Consider the following 15,950-nt stretch of genomic DNA (forward strand, 5'->3'; position numbering starts at 1 on the left):
GGCATGCGCTACTGTCAGACCTGACAGTAGCGACAAACGGTATATGGCAGGGCGCAGAAGAGACTGCGACTGCGGCTCAGTAGTCATCCCCGCGCGCGGTGATGTCCTTCTCGACCATCGGCGCGTTCGGGTCTTGTCCTTCGGGGAATTTGCCCTTCAGATTCCAGGCAAACGCGATGATCTCGGCGATGGTGCGATAGAGCTCTTCGGGAATGCTGTCGCCCAGTTCCATCCGCGCCAGCAGGCGCACCAGTTCGGCGTTCTCGTAGATCGGCACTTCGTAATCGCGAGCGATACGCAGGATTTCTTCGGCCAGTTCTTCGTCGCCCTTGGCGGTGAGGGTCGGGGCGTGGTTGCCGTCGTATTTGAGGGCGATGGCCTGGCGTGGGGCGGTGGAATCGTTCATGCGGTTTCGTCGACCCAGCGGTGTTCGAGGCGGGTTTGGTTGCCTTGCGGCGGGGTGCCGTGGTGGCAGTCGAGGTCGCCGACGTTGAGCCCGGAATCGAGCAAGCGCTGGCGCAGGGCGAACAGGTTGTTCTCGATCAGGTCGGCGGTGTACGGCCGCTCGGCCCACAGCTGACTGGACAGGCTGCCGGCGATCAGTTGCGCCTGAATCTGCATTGGCCCGAGCGGTTCCAGATCGAAGGCCAGATCGACGCGCCACAGTTGCTGTTTGGCTTCGCGCTCATCGCGGCGCTCGTGGGGCTGCGGCTCGCGCTCCGGCGCTTCTTCACGCTGAAACTTGACCTGCAACGGCACGATGTCTTGCAGGTTGCGCATGGGGATTTCCAGCTGCCAGGTGCTGAGCAGGCGGCCATCGTCGGTGACGCCGGTCTGTTCCAGGCTCGACAACTGATGGCTTTGCAGACGCGACACCGCTGCGGCGGCGAGGCGCAGCAGTTGTTCGAGATCACCTTCGCCTTCGAGTTTCGCCAGCAGTCGTTCGGGCAACGGGAAGCTGCTCGGCACCGGTTTGGCGCTGACCTGGCCGAGGGTGCCGAGGGCGTTCCGGACGAAACTCGGCAGCGCTTGCGCCAGGGTATTGGCGGCGATGATCGCATTGAAATTGGTGTTGCTCGGCAGGCCCGGGGTCAGTTGCGCGATCAGCTTGAGCAGGTCGGCTTTCATGTCCGGGGTGAGAGTCGGGTTTTGTCCGCCGAGCAATTTCGCTTCGAGGAACGCGCCGCTGTTGGCCAAGGCCAGCGCCACGCCTTTGGCGGTGCTCATTTGTTGCACGTCCGGCAGGCTGGCAAGCAGCTTGTCGACCACCGTGCGCAGATCGGCCGAAGTCTGATCGCTGGATGGCGGCAGGTTCTGCAACATCTTCAGCAGACCATCGAGCGAGCCCTGACGACTTTGCTGACCGAGCAATTGCTGACTCACCGCCAGTTGTTCCTGGCGGCTGCTCAGCGGCACGAATTTGAGGGTTTGCGCATCCTGCACCTGCGCCGACAACAAGGTGCCGATGCGCAGCGGTTGCGGGCTGTCGACGGTCAAAGTGCTGCCGCTCAATGCGGTGTTGAGCAGGGTGACCATCGAGCGAAATACCGCCGCTTGCCCCGGCGTCTGCGGCAGGGCCTGCGAGGTCACGACTTTGCCTTGCAGCAGGGTGCCGGCGGGCAATTGCGCGGTATCGATGCGGGTCAGGGTGGCGACGCTGCTGGCAATCGCTTGTTGTACGGTGATCGCCAGATTGCCGGCCGAGGGCTGAGTGATCGCCAGGTTGGTGCCCTGTGGCAACGGCAGGTTGCTGCTGGCCTGCACGGTGGTCTGGCGACCGCTGTCGAGGGTCACTTTGAGCAGCAATTCAAAGGTCTGATCAGCCTGCTTGAGCGACAACACCTCGGCCTTGGCGCTTTGTCCCGCGCCGATCAAGCCTTCGACCGGTGTCAGCAGCTTGAGCAGTTCACCCATCTGCGGGCGAGCGCTCGCCGGCACGGTGGGCGGCAGCGGGAGGATGTTCATTTCGCCTGTCATACGCGGACACAACCTGAGGAAATTGCGCTCTTGAGAGTAAGGCACGGCATGTATAATGCCGCGCGTCGTGCGCTTCGTTCAAAAAACCTGGCAATTGTTTGATCCAGCTCGCCAGATCGAGCGATCAAAGCATCTATGCTGCATCTCTTTAACGGCCGCTCTAGAGCCGACTTGAACCGTATAAGGCCCGTGATCCCTTGACCAGTCCTGTCCTGCAAACCGTTGCCCTGGCGTGTGAACGCGACCTCAGGCTGCTTTTCGAAAACCTCGAATTGCGCCTGGCCAGTGGCGACATGGTGCAGATCAGCGGCCCCAACGGCAGCGGCAAGACCAGTCTTTTACGTCTGCTCGCCGGTTTGATGCAACCCACCGACGGCCAGGTGCTGCTCAACGGTCAGCCGCTGGCCGAGCAACGCAGCGAACTGGCGCGAAACCTGTTGTGGATCGGCCACGCCGCCGGGATCAAGGATCTGCTCACTCCCGAAGAAAACCTGTCGTGGCTGTGCGCCCTGCATCATCCCGCCGAACGCGAGGCGATCTGGCAGGCGCTGGCAGCGGTAGGATTGCGCGGTTTCGAAGACGTTCCCTGCCACAGTCTTTCCGCCGGCCAACAGCGCCGCGTGGCGCTGGCGCGGTTGTATCTGGACAGCCCGCCGTTGTGGATTCTCGACGAACCGTTCACCGCGCTGGACAAGCAGGGTGTCGCTCAGTTGGAAGAGCATCTGGCCGGCCACTGCGAACGCGGCGGTCTGGTGGTGCTGACCACCCACCACACCCTGAGCCGAATGCCGGCCGGTTATCGCGACATCGATCTGGGGAAATGGGCGGTATGAGTGTCTTCGGCCTGCTGCTTGCCCGCGAATCGCGCCTGCTGTTCCGCCGCCCGGCGGAGCTGGCCAATCCGCTGATTTTCTTTGCCATCGTCATTGCCCTTTTCCCGCTGGCCGTCGGCCCGGAAACTCAAGTCTTGCAAAACCTGTCCCCGGGGTTAGTCTGGGTGGCGGCGTTGTTGTCGGTCCTGCTTTCGCTGGACGGATTGTTTCGCAGTGACTTCGAAGACGGCTCGCTGGAACAGTGGGTCCTTTCGTCGCACCCGCTGCCGCTTCTGGTCCTGGCCAAGGTGCTGGCACACTGGCTGTTCTCCGGTCTGGCACTGGTGCTGCTATCGCCGTTGCTGGCGCTGATGCTCGGTTTGCCGGCTGCGTGCCTGCCGGTGCTGCTGCTGTCGTTGCTGTTGGGCACGCCGGTGTTGAGCCTGCTCGGTGCAGTCGGGGCGGCGCTGACGGTCGGCCTGAAGCGCGGCGGGCTGTTGCTGGCGCTGCTGATTCTGCCGTTGTACATCCCGGTGTTGATCCTTGGCAGCGGCGCGTTGCAAGCGGCGCTGCAAGGCATGCCGGCGACCGGCTACCTGTTGTGGATGGCCAGCCTCACAGCGCTGGCGATCACCCTGACACCCTTTGCAATAGCCGCTGGCCTGAAGATCAGCGTCGGCGAATAATAATGAGGCCTGGTCAAAAATTGACCACTTCTTCCAGAAGAAAGGCATGACCCTCTGCCAGCTCGCGATGATGAGCGGCAACCGTGATGGAAACAGTATGAACTGGACCTGGTTTCACAAGCTCGGCTCGCCCAAGTGGTTCTACGGCATCAGCGGCAAGTTCCTGCCGTGGTTGAGCATTGCAGCGTTGCTGCTGATCGGCGTTGGCGTGGTCTGGGGCCTGGCGTTCGCGCCGCCGGATTACCAGCAAGGCAACAGCTTTCGCATCATCTATATCCACGTGCCAGCGGCGATGCTCGCCCAGTCGATCTACGTGATGCTCGCGGTGTGCGGCGTGGTCGGGCTGGTGTGGAAAATGAAGCTGGCCGACGTTGCCCTGCAATGCGCCGCACCGATAGGTGCGTGGATGACTGCCGTGGCGCTGGTTACCGGGGCCATCTGGGGCAAGCCGACCTGGGGCTCGTGGTGGGTTTGGGATGCGCGCCTGACCTCGATGCTGATTCTGCTGTTTCTGTATTTCGGTGTGATCGCGCTGGGCAATGCCATCAGCAACCGCGACAGCGCCGCCAAGGCCTGCGCGGTGCTGGCGATCGTTGGCGTGATCAACATTCCGATCATCAAATACTCGGTGGAGTGGTGGAACACCCTGCACCAGGGCGCGACGTTCACCCTCACGGAAAAACCGGCGATGCCCGCGGAAATGTGGCTGCCGCTGCTGCTGACAGTGCTGGGTTTCTACTGCTTCTTCGGCGCCGTGCTGTTGCTGCGCATGCGGCTGGAAGTGCTCAAGCGCGAGGCCCGCGCCAGTTGGGTGAAGGCCGAAGTGCAGCAGAGTCTGGAGGCGGTGCGATGAGTTTTGCTTCATTCGGCGATTTTCTCGCCATGGGCCATCACGGCCTGTATGTCTGGTCGGCCTACGGCATCTGCCTGGCGGTGCTGGCCCTCAACGTAGTGGCGCCGATTGCGGCGCGCAAGCGTTATCTGCAACAAGAGGCGCGTCGTCTGCGCCGGGAGAACGGCAAGTGAATGCGCTGCGCAAAAAACGTCTGATCATCATTCTGGCGATTCTGGTCGGAGTGGGCGCTGCTGTCGGCCTGGCCCTGAGCGCGTTGCAGGAAAACATCAATCTGTTTTACACGCCGACGCAGATCGCCAACGGCGATGCGCCGCAGGACACGCGCATCCGCGCCGGCGGCATGGTCGAGGCCGGTTCGCTGCAACGCTCCAAGGATTCGCTGGACGTCAAATTCGTCGTCACCGATTTCAACAAATCCGTGACCATCGCCTATCGCGGCATCCTCCCGGATCTGTTCCGCGAAGGGCAGGGCATCGTTGCCCTCGGTAAGCTCAACGCCGATGGCGTGGTGGTCGCCGATGAAGTGCTGGCCAAGCACGACGAGAAGTACATGCCGCCGGAAGTGACCAAAGCGCTGAAGGACAGCGGTCAATCCGCACCGACGCCTGTGAAGGAGGGTTGATCGATGGCTGCTGCACTGTTTATTCCCGAGCTGGGCCATCTGGCGATGATCCTCGCCCTGTGTTTTGCACTCGTCCAAGCGCTGGTGCCGATGCTCGGCGCGTGGCGCGGCGACCGCTTGTGGATGAGCCTGGCGCAACCGGCTGCGTGGGGCCAGTTTGCCTTTCTGCTGTTTGCCTTTGGCTGCCTGACCTATGCGTTCATGACCGACGATTTCTCGGTCGGCTACGTGGCGATGAACTCCAACAGCGCGCTGCCCTGGTACTACAAATTCAGCGCGGTGTGGGGCGCCCACGAAGGTTCCCTGCTGCTGTGGGCGTTGATCCTCGGCGGCTGGACCTTCGCCGTGTCGGTGTTCTCCCGGCAGTTGCCGCAAGTCATGCTCGCCCGCGTCCTGGCGGTGATGGGCATGATCAGCACCGGTTTCCTGCTGTTCCTGATTCTTACCTCGAACCCGTTTTCGCGGATCCTGCCACAGATTCCCGCTGACGGTCGCGACCTCAACCCGTTGCTGCAAGACATCGGCCTGATCGTGCATCCGCCAATGCTGTACATGGGCTATGTCGGTTTCTCCGTGGCGTTCGCGTTTGCCATCGCCGCGCTGCTCGGCGGGCGTCTCGATGCGGCGTGGGCGCGCTGGTCGCGGCCATGGACCATCGTCGCCTGGGCCTTCCTCGGCATCGGCATCACCCTCGGTTCGTGGTGGGCGTATTACGAACTCGGCTGGGGCGGCTGGTGGTTCTGGGACCCGGTGGAAAACGCCTCGTTCATGCCATGGCTGGTCGGCACCGCGTTGATTCACTCACTGGCGGTCACCGAGAAACGCGGCGTGTTCAAGAGCTGGACGGTGTTGCTGGCGATCGCCGCGTTCTCGTTGAGCCTGCTCGGCACTTTCCTCGTACGTTCAGGCGTGCTGACTTCGGTGCATGCCTTCGCTTCGGATCCCGAGCGCGGCGTGTTCATCCTGATTTTCCTGCTGTTCGTGGTGGGCGGTTCGCTGACCCTTTTCGCCCTGCGCGCGCCAGTGGTGAAAAGCCAGGTCGGGTTCAATCTTTGGTCACGGGAAACCTTGCTGCTGGGCAACAACCTGGTGCTGGTCGTGGCCGCGTCGATGATCCTCCTTGGCACTTTGTATCCGCTGATTCTTGATGCCATCAGCGGCGCCAAGCTGTCGGTCGGCCCGCCATACTTCAATGCGTTGTTCATTCCGTTGATGGCGTTGCTGATGCTGGTCATGGCGATCGGCGTGATCGTGCGCTGGAAGGACACGCCAGTGATATGGCTGGCGAGCATGCTCACTCCGGTGCTGCTCGGCAGCGTCGCATTGGCCGTGGTGGCCGGCGTGGCTTATGGCGATTTCAACTGGGCAGTGATCGCGACGTTCCTGCTGGCGGCGTGGGTGTTGCTTGCCGGTGTGCGCGATTTGTTCGACAAGACGCGGCACAAAGGTCTGATCAAAGGTTTGCCGACGCTGACCCGCAGTTATTGGGGCATGCAGATCGCCCACCTCGGCATCGCCGTGTGCGCGCTGGGCGTGGTGTTGTCGAGCCAGAACAGTGCCGAACGCGACCTGCGTCTGGCGCCGGGCGAGTCGATGGATCTGGCCGGCTATCAATTCGTCTTCGAGGGCGCCAAGCATTTCGAAGGGCCGAATTTCACCTCGGACAAAGGCACCATCCGCGTCATTCGCGACGGCGAGGAAATCAGCGTACTGCACCCGGAAAAACGTCTGTACACCGTGCAGAACTCGGTGATGACCGAAGCCGGCATCGATGCCGGTTTCACTCGCGATCTCTACGTCGCCCTCGGCGAGCCGCTGGATAATGGCGCCTGGGCCGTGCGCGTACACGTCAAACCGTTTGTGCGCTGGATCTGGTTCGGCGGCTTGCTCACCGGATTGGGTGGTGTGCTGGCGGCGCTGGATCGGCGTTATCGGGTCAAGGTGAAAAGCAAAGTGCGCGAAGCGCTGGGCATGACGGGAGCGGCGGCATGAGGCGTTGGTTGATGTTGTTGCCGTTGGCGATTTTTCTGCTGGTGGCGGTGTTTCTCTATCGCGGCTTGTACCTGGATCCGGCGGAGCTGCCGTCGGCGATGATCGACAAGCCGTTCCCGGAGTTTTCCCTGCCAAGTGTGCAGGGTGACAAGACGCTGACCAAGGCCGACATTCTCGGCAAACCGGCGCTGGTCAATGTCTGGGGCACCTGGTGCATTTCCTGCCGGGTCGAGCATCCGGTGCTGAACAAACTCGCCGAGCGCGGCGTGGTGATCTACGGCATCAACTACAAGGACACCAATGCCGACGCCTTGAAATGGCTGGCCGAGTTTCACAATCCGTATGCGCTGGATATTCGTGACGACGAGGGTTCGCTGGGCCTCAATCTCGGTGTCTACGGCGCGCCGGAAACCTTCTTTATCGACGCCAAAGGCATCATCCGCGACAAGTTCGTCGGGGTGATCGACGAGCAGGTCTGGCGCGAAAAACTCGCGGCCAAGTATCAGGCGCTGGTCGATGAGGCCAAGCCATGAAGCGTTTTCTCGCTGCGGTCGTGTTGGGTTTGAGCCTGGCCGGTGTCGCCCACGCGGCCATCGACACCTACGAATTTGCCAAAGAAAGCGACCGCGAGCGTTTCCGCGAGCTGACCAAGGAACTGCGCTGCCCCAAATGCCAGAACCAGGACATCGCCGACTCCAACGCACCGATTGCCGCCGACCTGCGCAAAGAGATTTTCCGCATGCTCGGCGAGGGCAAGGACAATCAGCAGATCATCGACTTCATGGTCGATCGCTACGGTGATTTCGTCCGCTACAAACCGGCGCTCAATGCCAAGACCGCGCTGCTGTGGTTCGGCCCGGCCGCTCTGCTGCTCGGCGGTTTTGTGGTGATCGTGCTGATCGTGCGCAGGCGTCGCGGGCAACGCGCCGAAACGCCGTCATCGCTGTCTGCCGAAGAACGTCAGCGCCTCGACCAACTGTTGGATAAAAACCAAGAATGATTGATTTCTGGCTCGCCGCAGGGCTGTTGCTTCTGGTCGCCCTGAGTTTTCTGCTGATCCCGGTACTGCGCGAACGCCGCGCTCAGCGGGAAGAAGATCGCACCGCGTTGAACGTCGCGCTGTACCAGGAACGGGTTGCCGAGCTGCAAGCGCAGCAGGCCGAAGGCGTGCTCGACGCCGCGCAACTGGACAGCGGCCGCGCAGAAGCCGCGCGTGAATTGCTCGCTGACACCGAAGGCGTCACCGCACCGCGTGTCTCCCGCCTGGGCAAGCCGTTGCCGCTGCTGGCCGCCGTGTTGGTACCGGTGCTGGGTCTCGGTCTGTACCTGCATTTCGGCGCCGCCGACAAGGTCGAACTGACCCGCGAATTCGCTCAGGCACCACAGTCGATGGAAGAGATGACCCAGCGTCTGGAGCGTGCGGTTGCCGCGCAACCGGATTCCGCTGAAGGCCTGTATTTCCTCGGCCGTACCTACATGGCTCAAGACCGTCCGGCAGACGCGGCGAAGATGTTCGAACGCGCCGCCAACCTCGCCGGTCGCCAGCCGGAACTGCTCGGCCAGTGGGCGCAGGCGCAGTATTTTGCTGACGGTAAAAAGTGGTCGGAGCAGATTCAGAAATTGACCGACGAAGCGCTGAAGGCCGATCCGAAGGAAGTTACCAGCCTCGGCCTGCTCGGCATCGCCGCGTTCGAAGGCGAGCGTTATCAGGAGGCCATCGACTACTGGAATCGCCTGCTCGCGCAACTGCCGCCGGATGACAACTCTCGCGCTGCGCTGCAAGGCGGCATCGAGCGTGCCGCCGAACGCTTGAAAGCCAGCGGCGGCAAAGTTGCCCAGGCACCGGCGCCGAAAGCGGCATTGCTGACAGTCAGCGTTGATCTGGCCAGCGAACTCAAGAGCAAGGTGCAACCGGGCGACAGCGTGTTCATCTTCGCCCGCGCCACTTCTGGCCCACCGGCGCCGCTGGCGGCCAAACGCCTGACCGTCGCCGACCTGCCGGTAACCGTCGAACTGGGCGATGCCGACGCGATGATGCCGCAGTTGAAACTGTCCAACTTCCCTGAAGTCCAACTGGTTGCGCGCATCTCACGAGCCGGTCAACCGACTGCCGGTGAGTGGATCGGTCGCAGCGGCCCAGTGGCCAGCAACACCACCGCGCCACAAAAACTGACTATCGACAGCCCGGACAAGTAACCGGACCCAACAGGAAAGCACCGCCATGCACACCATCGCCCGCATCACAGTCCTCACACTGGCCCTGGGCTTGAGTGCATGTGCGGTACAACGCCCGGAACCGACCACCAGCCTGCCGCCAATCCCGCCCTCGCAGCCAAGCCCGACCCCGTCGACCTCGCCGAGCCCCGGCAAGAGCATCCCGGCCAAACCCGCCAAGCCCGTGCCCCGTACCTCGGCCAGCTTTGCCCCGCCACCGGGCGGCAACAGCCACTGGGACCAGAAACTCGGCGTCTACGTGCTCGACGACCAGACCAACACCTTCTACCGCCAGCGCACCTACTACCGCTGGAACAACGGCTGGAGCCGCTCGGTCAGCCCCAACGGCCCGTGGGAAGACACCAACATCCACGGCGTCCCGCCGGGGTTGGGCAAGAAATTCGGGCAGTGATGAGAAACGGCGATCCTGGGATCGCCGTTTTTTTTGCGTCTGATTTTCAGAGAATCGCACGATAGTGACCTAACGCCTTTACCGACTCGACCAATCCTTGCCGTTGGAGAAAGCCAAGATATTTGTCCACCTCCACACTGGGCGTTTTCAATTGCCGTCGCTGGCTTTGAGCCGCAGCGACGACGGCAGCCGAATCAAGATGGAAAAGGTTTTCCACAAACTCATCCGGGTGCTGAGCTTCAATGCCGTATGGCGCGAGGTGACGGGTGGGGAAATCTTTCAGGTTGAACGTCACTATTACATCGGCACCGCATCGGATAGCGGCCGCCAGAACATGGCGGTCGTTCTCATCAGGCAGCGTCAGGCCTGACACCAAGTCTTCATAGCCATCGATACACGCATCTGGAAGGGCCAGGTCCATCAATTGCGATGTGCGATCGAGTTGTTCGCGGGTCAGGTCGGACCTGTTCTTCAATAAGTTACGCTTCCATTCGTGGTGTATTTCCTGAGTCCAGCGAGCCCGATACAGCCCTGACAACGCGAGCCACATCAGGAAATCTTTTAAAGGGGCCGGATATAAAACGCATGCATCGTACACAGCAGTGAAAGAGGAATGCCTCACTCGTATCCTGTCCTTAGCGCCTGTGCCTGCTCCGCGAGAAGCATCATTGCCTGCTCGCTGGCGGTGTCTCGCCGGGTTTTATATTCCATCAGATCAGCAAAACGCACACGTCGGTGCTTGCCTGTTTTGTGGTAGGAAATCTCACCGCTCTCCAGCAGTTTGATCATGTGCGGACGTGAGACGTTGAGCAGATCGGCAGCTTCCTGCGTGGTCAGCTCCGCGTGGATCGGTACCACCTTCACAGCGTTGCCCTGCGCCAGCGCCGCGAGGATATCGCTCAGCAAGCGCAACGCCGATGTTGGCAGCTCGACGCTGTGGGCTTCGTTCTGTTCATCAAAAATCTGGATTCGCTGAGTTTCAAAACCGCTTGCGAGAAATGCGGTCAGGGCGCGCTGGCCTTCAATCGCGGCTTTGACCTCTCGTTCGACAGGCAGATTGATGGCAGATGGAGTAGCAGTGGTCATAAGACTGTTCCAGCATTCTATGGAAGGATGTGTCGACGTTATTCGAATCAAACGAAATTCGCAATAAACGAAACGGGTGCAGGAATACTTTGTAAAACTACCAACCATCACCCCGTCCCATTCTGTGCTTGAGTAAAGATAACTCTAGAGTTACGTTTAATGGGCCAGGCCAAGGAGGCGGTTGGTGCAGAGCAGGCTATTGATGAAGGAGCTGGAGGAGGCGGGCTGGACGCTGGATCGGGTTGCGGCCAGTCATCACATCTTCACTCATCGTTACAACCCGAACACGATTGCCGTCCCGCATCCGAAAAAGGATTTACCGCTGGGGACAGTCAAAAGCATTCGGCGGCGCGCGGGGTTATTCAGCCCGCCAACCCGTCATGAAGGAGATCCGTAATGCAATATCCCATCTGCATCGAGTGGGGTGACGAGAACACTGCCATCGGTATTCAGATCCCCGATATTCCCGGCGCAGTCACGGCCGGGGACAGCTTTGAGGAGGCCTACAACGCGGCCGTGGAAGTGGCTCACCTCATGCTGCAGGAGATCGCGGCGGCCGGTCAGGCGATTCCGATGCCGACCTCGGCAGCGGCGCATCGCAATCATCCGGATTTTGCCGAGATGGGCTGGGGCATGCTGGAGCTGGATATCTCGCCGTACCTTGGCAAGACCGAAAAGGTCAACGTTACGCTGCCCGGCTATGTGATTCAGCGTATTGATCGCTATGTACGCGAGCACAACGTCAAAAGCCGCTCCTCGTTTCTGGCGGATGCGGCGATGGAGAAACTGGTTCGGTATTGAGGGTCTGCGCAATTGTGGGAGCGAGCCTGCTCGCGAAGGCGTCAGGTCAGGCACTGATCTATGGCTGACACACCGGCCTTCGCGAGCAGGCTCGCTCCCACTATGACATCGCGTCAGGACGCGACTTTTCGCTGCGCCAGCGCAGCGTTTTGCGATGCACTCAAAAACCGCACCAACGCCAACAACGGAAACACGCTGCCGACAATCACGATCCACAACCAGCCGCCATGCTCGTACACCGCGCTGGCCACCGACGAGCCGAACGCGCCGCCGATGAAGATGCTGGTCATGTACAGCGCGTTCAAACGGCCACGACTTTTCGCGTCCAGCGAGTACACCGCGCGTTGGCCGAGGACCATGTTCATCTGCACGCAGAAGTCCAGCACCACGCCGGTCACGGCCAGGCCGATGACGCTGTAGGCCGGGTGAATGAAGGCGGGCAGGAAGCTCAGGCTGGCGAAGAGCATGGCCAGCAGCGAGGCGATGCGTGTGTGACCGGCATCAGCGAGGCGGCCGCTGATTGGCGCGGCGATGGCACCGATGGCGCCGACCAGGGCGAAGATCGCGATTTCGCTTTGCGACAGGCCATGGTTGCGTGCCAGCTCCAGCGGCACGGCGGTCCAGAACAGGCTGAACGTGGCAAACATGCAGCCCTGGTAAAACGCCCGCTGACGCAGCACCGGTTGCTGGCGCAGCAGTGTCCATAGCGAACCGATCAACTGGCCATAAGTAGCGCTGTGATCCGGCTGGCGCTTGGGCACGGTCAGCGCCAGCACCACGCTGATTGCCGCCATCAACGCTGCGGCGATCATGAACATGGCGCGCCAGCCGAGGTGATCGGCGACCACACTCGATACCGGTCGCGCCAACAGAATACCCAGCAGCAAACCGCCCATGATCCCGCCCACCACGCGACCACGGGACTCTTCCGGCGCCAGATGCGCGGCCAGCGGAATCAGGATCTGCACCGACACCGAGCTGAACCCGACCAGCAGTGAGATCAGCAGAAATACGTTCGGCTGTTCAGTGAACGCGGCGCCAAGCAGACTGGCGATCGCCACGACCGTGGTGATGATCATCAGCCGACGGTTCTCCAGCAGATCCCCCAGCGGCACCAGAAAGAACAGGCCCAACGCGTAACCGATCTGCGTCAGCGAGACGATGAAACTGGCCATGGTGTCGGAGAGGCCGATGTCCGGCGCGATCAGGCCGATGATCGGCTGTGCGTAGTAGATGTTGGCAACGATGGCGCCGCAGCAGAACGCGAACAGCAGGACCATGCCTCGGGTCATTGCGTGAGGAGTGGTGGTCATAGGGGATCTCGGGTCAGGCACAGGAAAGGGCTGAGGCTAATGGACAACGTGGACTGGCAGAAGACGTTTTCGGATGATAACTGTTATTACGCAGTGTAATGAGCGGTATTGCCGCGCAACAAAAAGGCGACCCGGTGGGTCGCCTTTTGATTTTTCAGACCAAGCCTTACTGCCCGCTGTAAATCTGATCGAACACGCCACCATCATTGAAGTGGGTTTTCTGCACCGTGCGCCAGTCACCAAAGGTCTTCTCCACCGAAAGGAAGTCGACTTTCGGGAAACGGTCGGTGTACTTCGCCAGCACCGCCGGGTCACGCGGACGCAGATAGTTGGCCGCCGCAATTTCCTGACCTTCCGGCGACCACAGGTACTTCAGATACTCGTCAGCCGCAGCGCGCGAGCCTTTCTTGTCGACGACTTTGTCGACCACCGAAACCGGTGGCTCGGCTTCCGCTGAGACCGTCGGGTAGATGACTTCGAACTGATCGCGACCGAACTCGCGGGCGATCATTTCCGCTTCGTTTTCGAAGGTCACCAGTACGTCGCCGATCTGGTTGGTCATGAACGTGGTGGTGGCGGCGCGGCCACCGGTATCGAGCACCGGCGCCTGCTTGAACAGCTTGCCGACGAAGTCCTTGGCCTTGTTCTCGTCGCCACCGTTTTTCAGCACATAGCCCCAGGCCGACAGGTAGGTGTAGCGGCCGTTACCCGAAGTTTTCGGGTTCGGCACGATCACCTGTACGCCGTCCTTGAGCAGATCCGGCCAGTCTTTCAAAGCTTTCGGGTTGCCCTTGCGGACGATGAACACCGTGGCCGAGGTAAACGGTGCGCTGTTGTTCGGCAGGCGCGTGACCCAATTGTCCGGGACCAGTTTGCCGTTGTCGGCGAGGGCATTGATGTCGGTGGCCATGTTCATGGTAATGACGTCAGCCGGCAGGCCGTCGATCACCGAACGCGCCTGCTTGCTCGAGCCGCCGAAGGACATCTGCACGGTGATGTTCTCCTTGTGCTCGGCTTGCCAGTGCTTCTGGAACGCAGTGTTGTAGTCCTTGTAGAAATCGCGCATCACGTCGTAGGAAACGTTAAGCAGCGTCGGTGCAGCCTGAGCGATGTTGGCCAAGGCCAGGCCGGCGGCGAGAAGTGAGGCGCCAAAGAGTTTTTTCACTGCGCATTCCTTATTGATTACGTATGTGTAGGAGCTGCCGAAGGCTCGGGCCGCGCACGGACGATCATTTGATCTTAAAAACAAAGTCAAAAGATCGCAGCCTTCGGCAGCTCCTACAGGGGGTGATGTTTAATTGCCACTGACTATAACGGCGCAGACATAGTCGCTTAAAGATTAAAAAGCTCTGTGCTTATTCCACTTTCTTGAACAGCTGACTACCGCAGCGCGAACAGAACGCTGCGCTCTGCTCGTGGGTCTTTTTCTGACAGCCCGGGCAGTCATGTTGCAGCTGCTCGCCGCGCATGGCATTGGCCAGCTCAGCGGTGAAGATCCCTGTGGGCACAGCGATGATCGAATAACCGGTGATCATCACCAGCGAGGAAATCACCTGGCCCAGCGGCGTCTTCGGCACGATGTCGCCGAAGCCCACAGTGGTCAAGGTCACGATGGCCCAATAGATGCCTTTGGGAATGCTGGTGAAGCCATGTTCCGGGCCTTCGATCACGTACATCAGCGTGCCGAACACCGTCACCAGCGTGCACACGCTGACCAGAAACACGACGATTTTCTGCTTGCTGCCACGCAGCGCCGACATCAGATAGTTGGCTTGCTTGAGATACGGGCTGAGCTTGAGCACACGGAAAATCCGCAGCATCCGAATGATGCGGATGATCAGCAGATACTGCGCATCGCTGTAATACAGGGCGAGGATGCCCGGCACGATCGCCAGCAGATCCACCAGGCCATAAAAGCTGAAGGCATAGCGCAGCGGCTTGGGCGAGCAGTACAGACGCAGGATGTATTCGCCGAGGAAGATCGCCGTGAAGCCCCACTCGATATAGGCCAGAACGTCGGCGTAATTACGGTGAATGCTGTCGATACTGTCGAGCATCACGATCACCAGACTGGCGAGGATGATCAACAGCAGAATGCCGTCGAAGCGACGTCCGGCCGGGGTGTCGCTCTGGAAAATCATGACGTAAAGCCGTTCGCGCCAATTGTTGCTGCTGTCCATGGATAACGCCTGAATCGAAGATCAGCGCAGCCTAGGGTGATTCTCCTCGTGAGCGCAAGACTCATGCGCGAGCGAAGCTTTGCCAAGCATTTGAATGCCAGCCCGGATCAACCAGCAGGCGAGGATGAACGGCGCGGTCAGCGTCGCCAATCCAAGGGCAGCAAACAGCGGCGTCACCAGCAGCGCCAGGACAATTGCCAGCAGCGGCAGCCACGGATGTTGCCGTTGCGCGCTGAAGGCGAGGGCGGCGAGTACGGCGTTGTAGCCACCGAGGCCGAGCAGTGCGGCGGACGTTTCGTGGTGCAGCAGACTCGAGCCCAGGCCGATCGCCGACGCCAGCAGCGCCCAGCAGAAAGCGCGGCGATCGGCGAGCAGCAAACCGCTGGCGATCAACGCCCCGGCCAATGGATGGTCGAGAAACATCACCTGGCCGAATCCGCGCAGTTCAGCGGCCAGCAGATTTGTCGTGTTCAGGTCGACCGATGCCGCCGGCGCGGACGGCTCGGCGAACATCAGCAGCACCCAGCTGAGCGCCACGAACGGCGAGGTATACGCCGGTATGGCGCGACTGCGGTACACGTGTTTGAGCCATTGCTGAGTAAGCATCGCGCTCAAGCCACCGGCTGCAAGAATCAACGGCGGCAGCAGTGGCGACCAAGGGAAATACAGGCTCAGCAGCAGGCCGAGCAGCACGCCGTTGTAGCTGAACAACCCGGCCTGGCGATCGGCCTTGGCGTAGTTGCGCCGTTGCGCGGTGAGCAGACCGGCGACGCCACCAAGCAGCGCGCCGGCGAACAGCACCGGCGCGGTCAGCAGAATCGCCAACAGACACAGCAGGCCGCACAGCGGGTGGCGCTGAAAGAAAATCTGACTGAAACCGTTGAGCAAAGCCTCGGCCCAGTCGGGGCAGTGGGTGTTGAAATGATTGGCAGGCATGTTGAGAAAATCTGGGCAGTTGGAACATCAAAAGGTCTTGCAAGTCACTGTGGCGAGGGGATT

General features: G+C 60.9%; 20 protein-coding genes. 12 read left to right on the plus strand and 8 right to left on the minus strand.

Translation table 11 applies throughout. From position 1 onward, the window contains the following. Window positions 1-76: 76 nt before the first annotated feature. Together ACZ9BE_RS05275 and fliK are read right to left on the minus strand one after the other, a co-directional pair. Window positions 77-406, minus strand: a complete 330-nt coding sequence (locus ACZ9BE_RS05275) for an EscU/YscU/HrcU family type III secretion system export apparatus switch protein (RefSeq protein WP_041479625.1) — start codon at window positions 404-406, stop codon at window positions 77-79. After that, window positions 403-1,977, minus strand: a complete 1,575-nt coding sequence (fliK, locus tag ACZ9BE_RS05280) for a flagellar hook-length control protein FliK (RefSeq protein ID WP_095180730.1) — start codon at window positions 1,975-1,977, stop codon at window positions 403-405. Before fliK ends, ACZ9BE_RS05275 begins: the two co-directional genes overlap by 4 nt. Before the next feature lie 197 nt (window positions 1,978-2,174). Between fliK and ccmA the strand changes: the two genes are divergently transcribed. The 10 genes from ccmA to ACZ9BE_RS05330 all read left to right on the plus strand — a co-directional run bounded on the left by ccmA (window position 2,175) and on the right by ACZ9BE_RS05330 (window position 9,571). Next, a complete protein-coding gene (gene ccmA / locus ACZ9BE_RS05285; protein WP_041479623.1) occupies window positions 2,175-2,810 on the plus strand; it encodes a cytochrome c biogenesis heme-transporting ATPase CcmA in 636 nt (211 codons plus the stop codon). Then, on the plus strand, window positions 2,807-3,475 hold the full coding sequence (gene ccmB / locus ACZ9BE_RS05290; protein ID WP_039763615.1) for a heme exporter protein CcmB: 669 nt from the start codon (window positions 2,807-2,809) through the stop codon (window positions 3,473-3,475). The genes ccmA and ccmB overlap by 4 nt, the downstream gene beginning before the upstream one ends. Window positions 3,476-3,572: 97 nt before the next feature. Then, on the plus strand, window positions 3,573-4,328 hold the full coding sequence (locus tag ACZ9BE_RS05295; RefSeq protein ID WP_056786756.1) for a heme ABC transporter permease: 756 nt from the start codon (window positions 3,573-3,575) through the stop codon (window positions 4,326-4,328). Next, the gene (ccmD, locus tag ACZ9BE_RS05300; RefSeq protein ID WP_016771045.1) at window positions 4,325-4,501 is read left to right on the plus strand and encodes a heme exporter protein CcmD; all 177 of its coding nucleotides are present in this window, start codon (window positions 4,325-4,327) and stop codon (window positions 4,499-4,501) included. The genes ACZ9BE_RS05295 and ccmD overlap by 4 nt, the downstream gene beginning before the upstream one ends. Beyond that, complete coding sequence (gene ccmE, locus ACZ9BE_RS05305; RefSeq protein ID WP_056783845.1) at window positions 4,498-4,953, plus strand: cytochrome c maturation protein CcmE; 456 nt, start codon at window positions 4,498-4,500, stop codon at window positions 4,951-4,953. The genes ccmD and ccmE overlap by 4 nt, the downstream gene beginning before the upstream one ends. Window positions 4,954-4,956: 3 nt before the next feature. Beyond that, window positions 4,957-6,945, plus strand: coding sequence for a heme lyase CcmF/NrfE family subunit (locus ACZ9BE_RS05310; protein ID WP_476248992.1), 1,989 nt, complete (start codon window positions 4,957-4,959; stop codon window positions 6,943-6,945). Continuing rightward, window positions 6,942-7,478, plus strand: coding sequence for a DsbE family thiol:disulfide interchange protein (locus ACZ9BE_RS05315; RefSeq protein WP_024012128.1), 537 nt, complete (start codon window positions 6,942-6,944; stop codon window positions 7,476-7,478). The genes ACZ9BE_RS05310 and ACZ9BE_RS05315 overlap by 4 nt, the downstream gene beginning before the upstream one ends. Next, window positions 7,475-7,945, plus strand: coding sequence for a cytochrome c-type biogenesis protein (locus ACZ9BE_RS05320; protein ID WP_252883387.1), 471 nt, complete (start codon window positions 7,475-7,477; stop codon window positions 7,943-7,945). The genes ACZ9BE_RS05315 and ACZ9BE_RS05320 overlap by 4 nt, the downstream gene beginning before the upstream one ends. Next, window positions 7,942-9,141, plus strand: a complete 1,200-nt coding sequence (gene ccmI, locus ACZ9BE_RS05325; RefSeq protein WP_252887514.1) for a c-type cytochrome biogenesis protein CcmI — start codon at window positions 7,942-7,944, stop codon at window positions 9,139-9,141. The genes ACZ9BE_RS05320 and ccmI overlap by 4 nt, the downstream gene beginning before the upstream one ends. A 25-nt stretch (window positions 9,142-9,166) precedes the next feature. After that, window positions 9,167-9,571: a hypothetical protein gene (locus ACZ9BE_RS05330; RefSeq protein WP_016771039.1), complete on the plus strand. Its 405-nt coding sequence runs from the start codon at window positions 9,167-9,169 to the stop codon at window positions 9,569-9,571. A 46-nt stretch (window positions 9,572-9,617) separates the two neighbouring features. Here the strand turns inward: ACZ9BE_RS05330 and ACZ9BE_RS05335 are convergent, their stop codons facing one another. Next, the gene (locus ACZ9BE_RS05335; protein WP_476248993.1) at window positions 9,618-10,193 is read right to left on the minus strand and encodes a VapC50 family PIN domain-containing toxin; all 576 of its coding nucleotides are present in this window, start codon (window positions 10,191-10,193) and stop codon (window positions 9,618-9,620) included. Then, window positions 10,190-10,657 carry a helix-turn-helix domain-containing protein gene (locus tag ACZ9BE_RS05340; RefSeq protein WP_095180734.1) on the minus strand — a complete coding sequence of 156 codons (468 nt, stop codon included), beginning with the start codon at window positions 10,655-10,657 and terminating at the stop codon, window positions 10,190-10,192. Before ACZ9BE_RS05340 ends, ACZ9BE_RS05335 begins: the two co-directional genes overlap by 4 nt. Window positions 10,658-10,841: 184 nt before the next feature. Between ACZ9BE_RS05340 and ACZ9BE_RS05345 the strand changes: the two genes are divergently transcribed. Together ACZ9BE_RS05345 and ACZ9BE_RS05350 are read left to right on the plus strand one after the other, a co-directional pair. Then, window positions 10,842-11,054 (plus strand): type II toxin-antitoxin system HicA family toxin, encoded by a 213-nt coding sequence (locus tag ACZ9BE_RS05345; protein ID WP_476248994.1) that lies wholly within the window; start codon window positions 10,842-10,844, stop codon window positions 11,052-11,054. Then, window positions 11,054-11,458 (plus strand): type II toxin-antitoxin system HicB family antitoxin, encoded by a 405-nt coding sequence (locus tag ACZ9BE_RS05350; RefSeq protein ID WP_016771035.1) that lies wholly within the window; start codon window positions 11,054-11,056, stop codon window positions 11,456-11,458. Before ACZ9BE_RS05345 ends, ACZ9BE_RS05350 begins: the two co-directional genes overlap by 1 nt. Window positions 11,459-11,571: 113 nt before the next feature. On the opposite strand, the gene ACZ9BE_RS05355 is transcribed toward ACZ9BE_RS05350, so the two are convergent. From ACZ9BE_RS05355 to ACZ9BE_RS05370, 4 genes are all read right to left on the minus strand, one after another. Next, window positions 11,572-12,771 (minus strand): MFS transporter, encoded by a 1,200-nt coding sequence (locus ACZ9BE_RS05355; protein ID WP_252887516.1) that lies wholly within the window; start codon window positions 12,769-12,771, stop codon window positions 11,572-11,574. Window positions 12,772-12,937: 166 nt separating this feature from the next. Continuing rightward, on the minus strand, window positions 12,938-13,936 hold the full coding sequence (locus ACZ9BE_RS05360) for a sulfate ABC transporter substrate-binding protein (protein ID WP_136492212.1): 999 nt from the start codon (window positions 13,934-13,936) through the stop codon (window positions 12,938-12,940). Between the two features lie 190 nt (window positions 13,937-14,126). Beyond that, complete coding sequence (locus tag ACZ9BE_RS05365; RefSeq protein ID WP_064365449.1) at window positions 14,127-14,951, minus strand: ion transporter; 825 nt, start codon at window positions 14,949-14,951, stop codon at window positions 14,127-14,129. Window positions 14,952-14,972: 21 nt separating this feature from the next. After that, window positions 14,973-15,887 carry an urea transporter gene (locus ACZ9BE_RS05370; protein ID WP_252887517.1) on the minus strand — a complete coding sequence of 305 codons (915 nt, stop codon included), beginning with the start codon at window positions 15,885-15,887 and terminating at the stop codon, window positions 14,973-14,975. Window positions 15,888-15,950: the final 63 nt, after the last annotated feature.

Source organism: Pseudomonas sp. TE9122 (assembly GCF_056278925.1).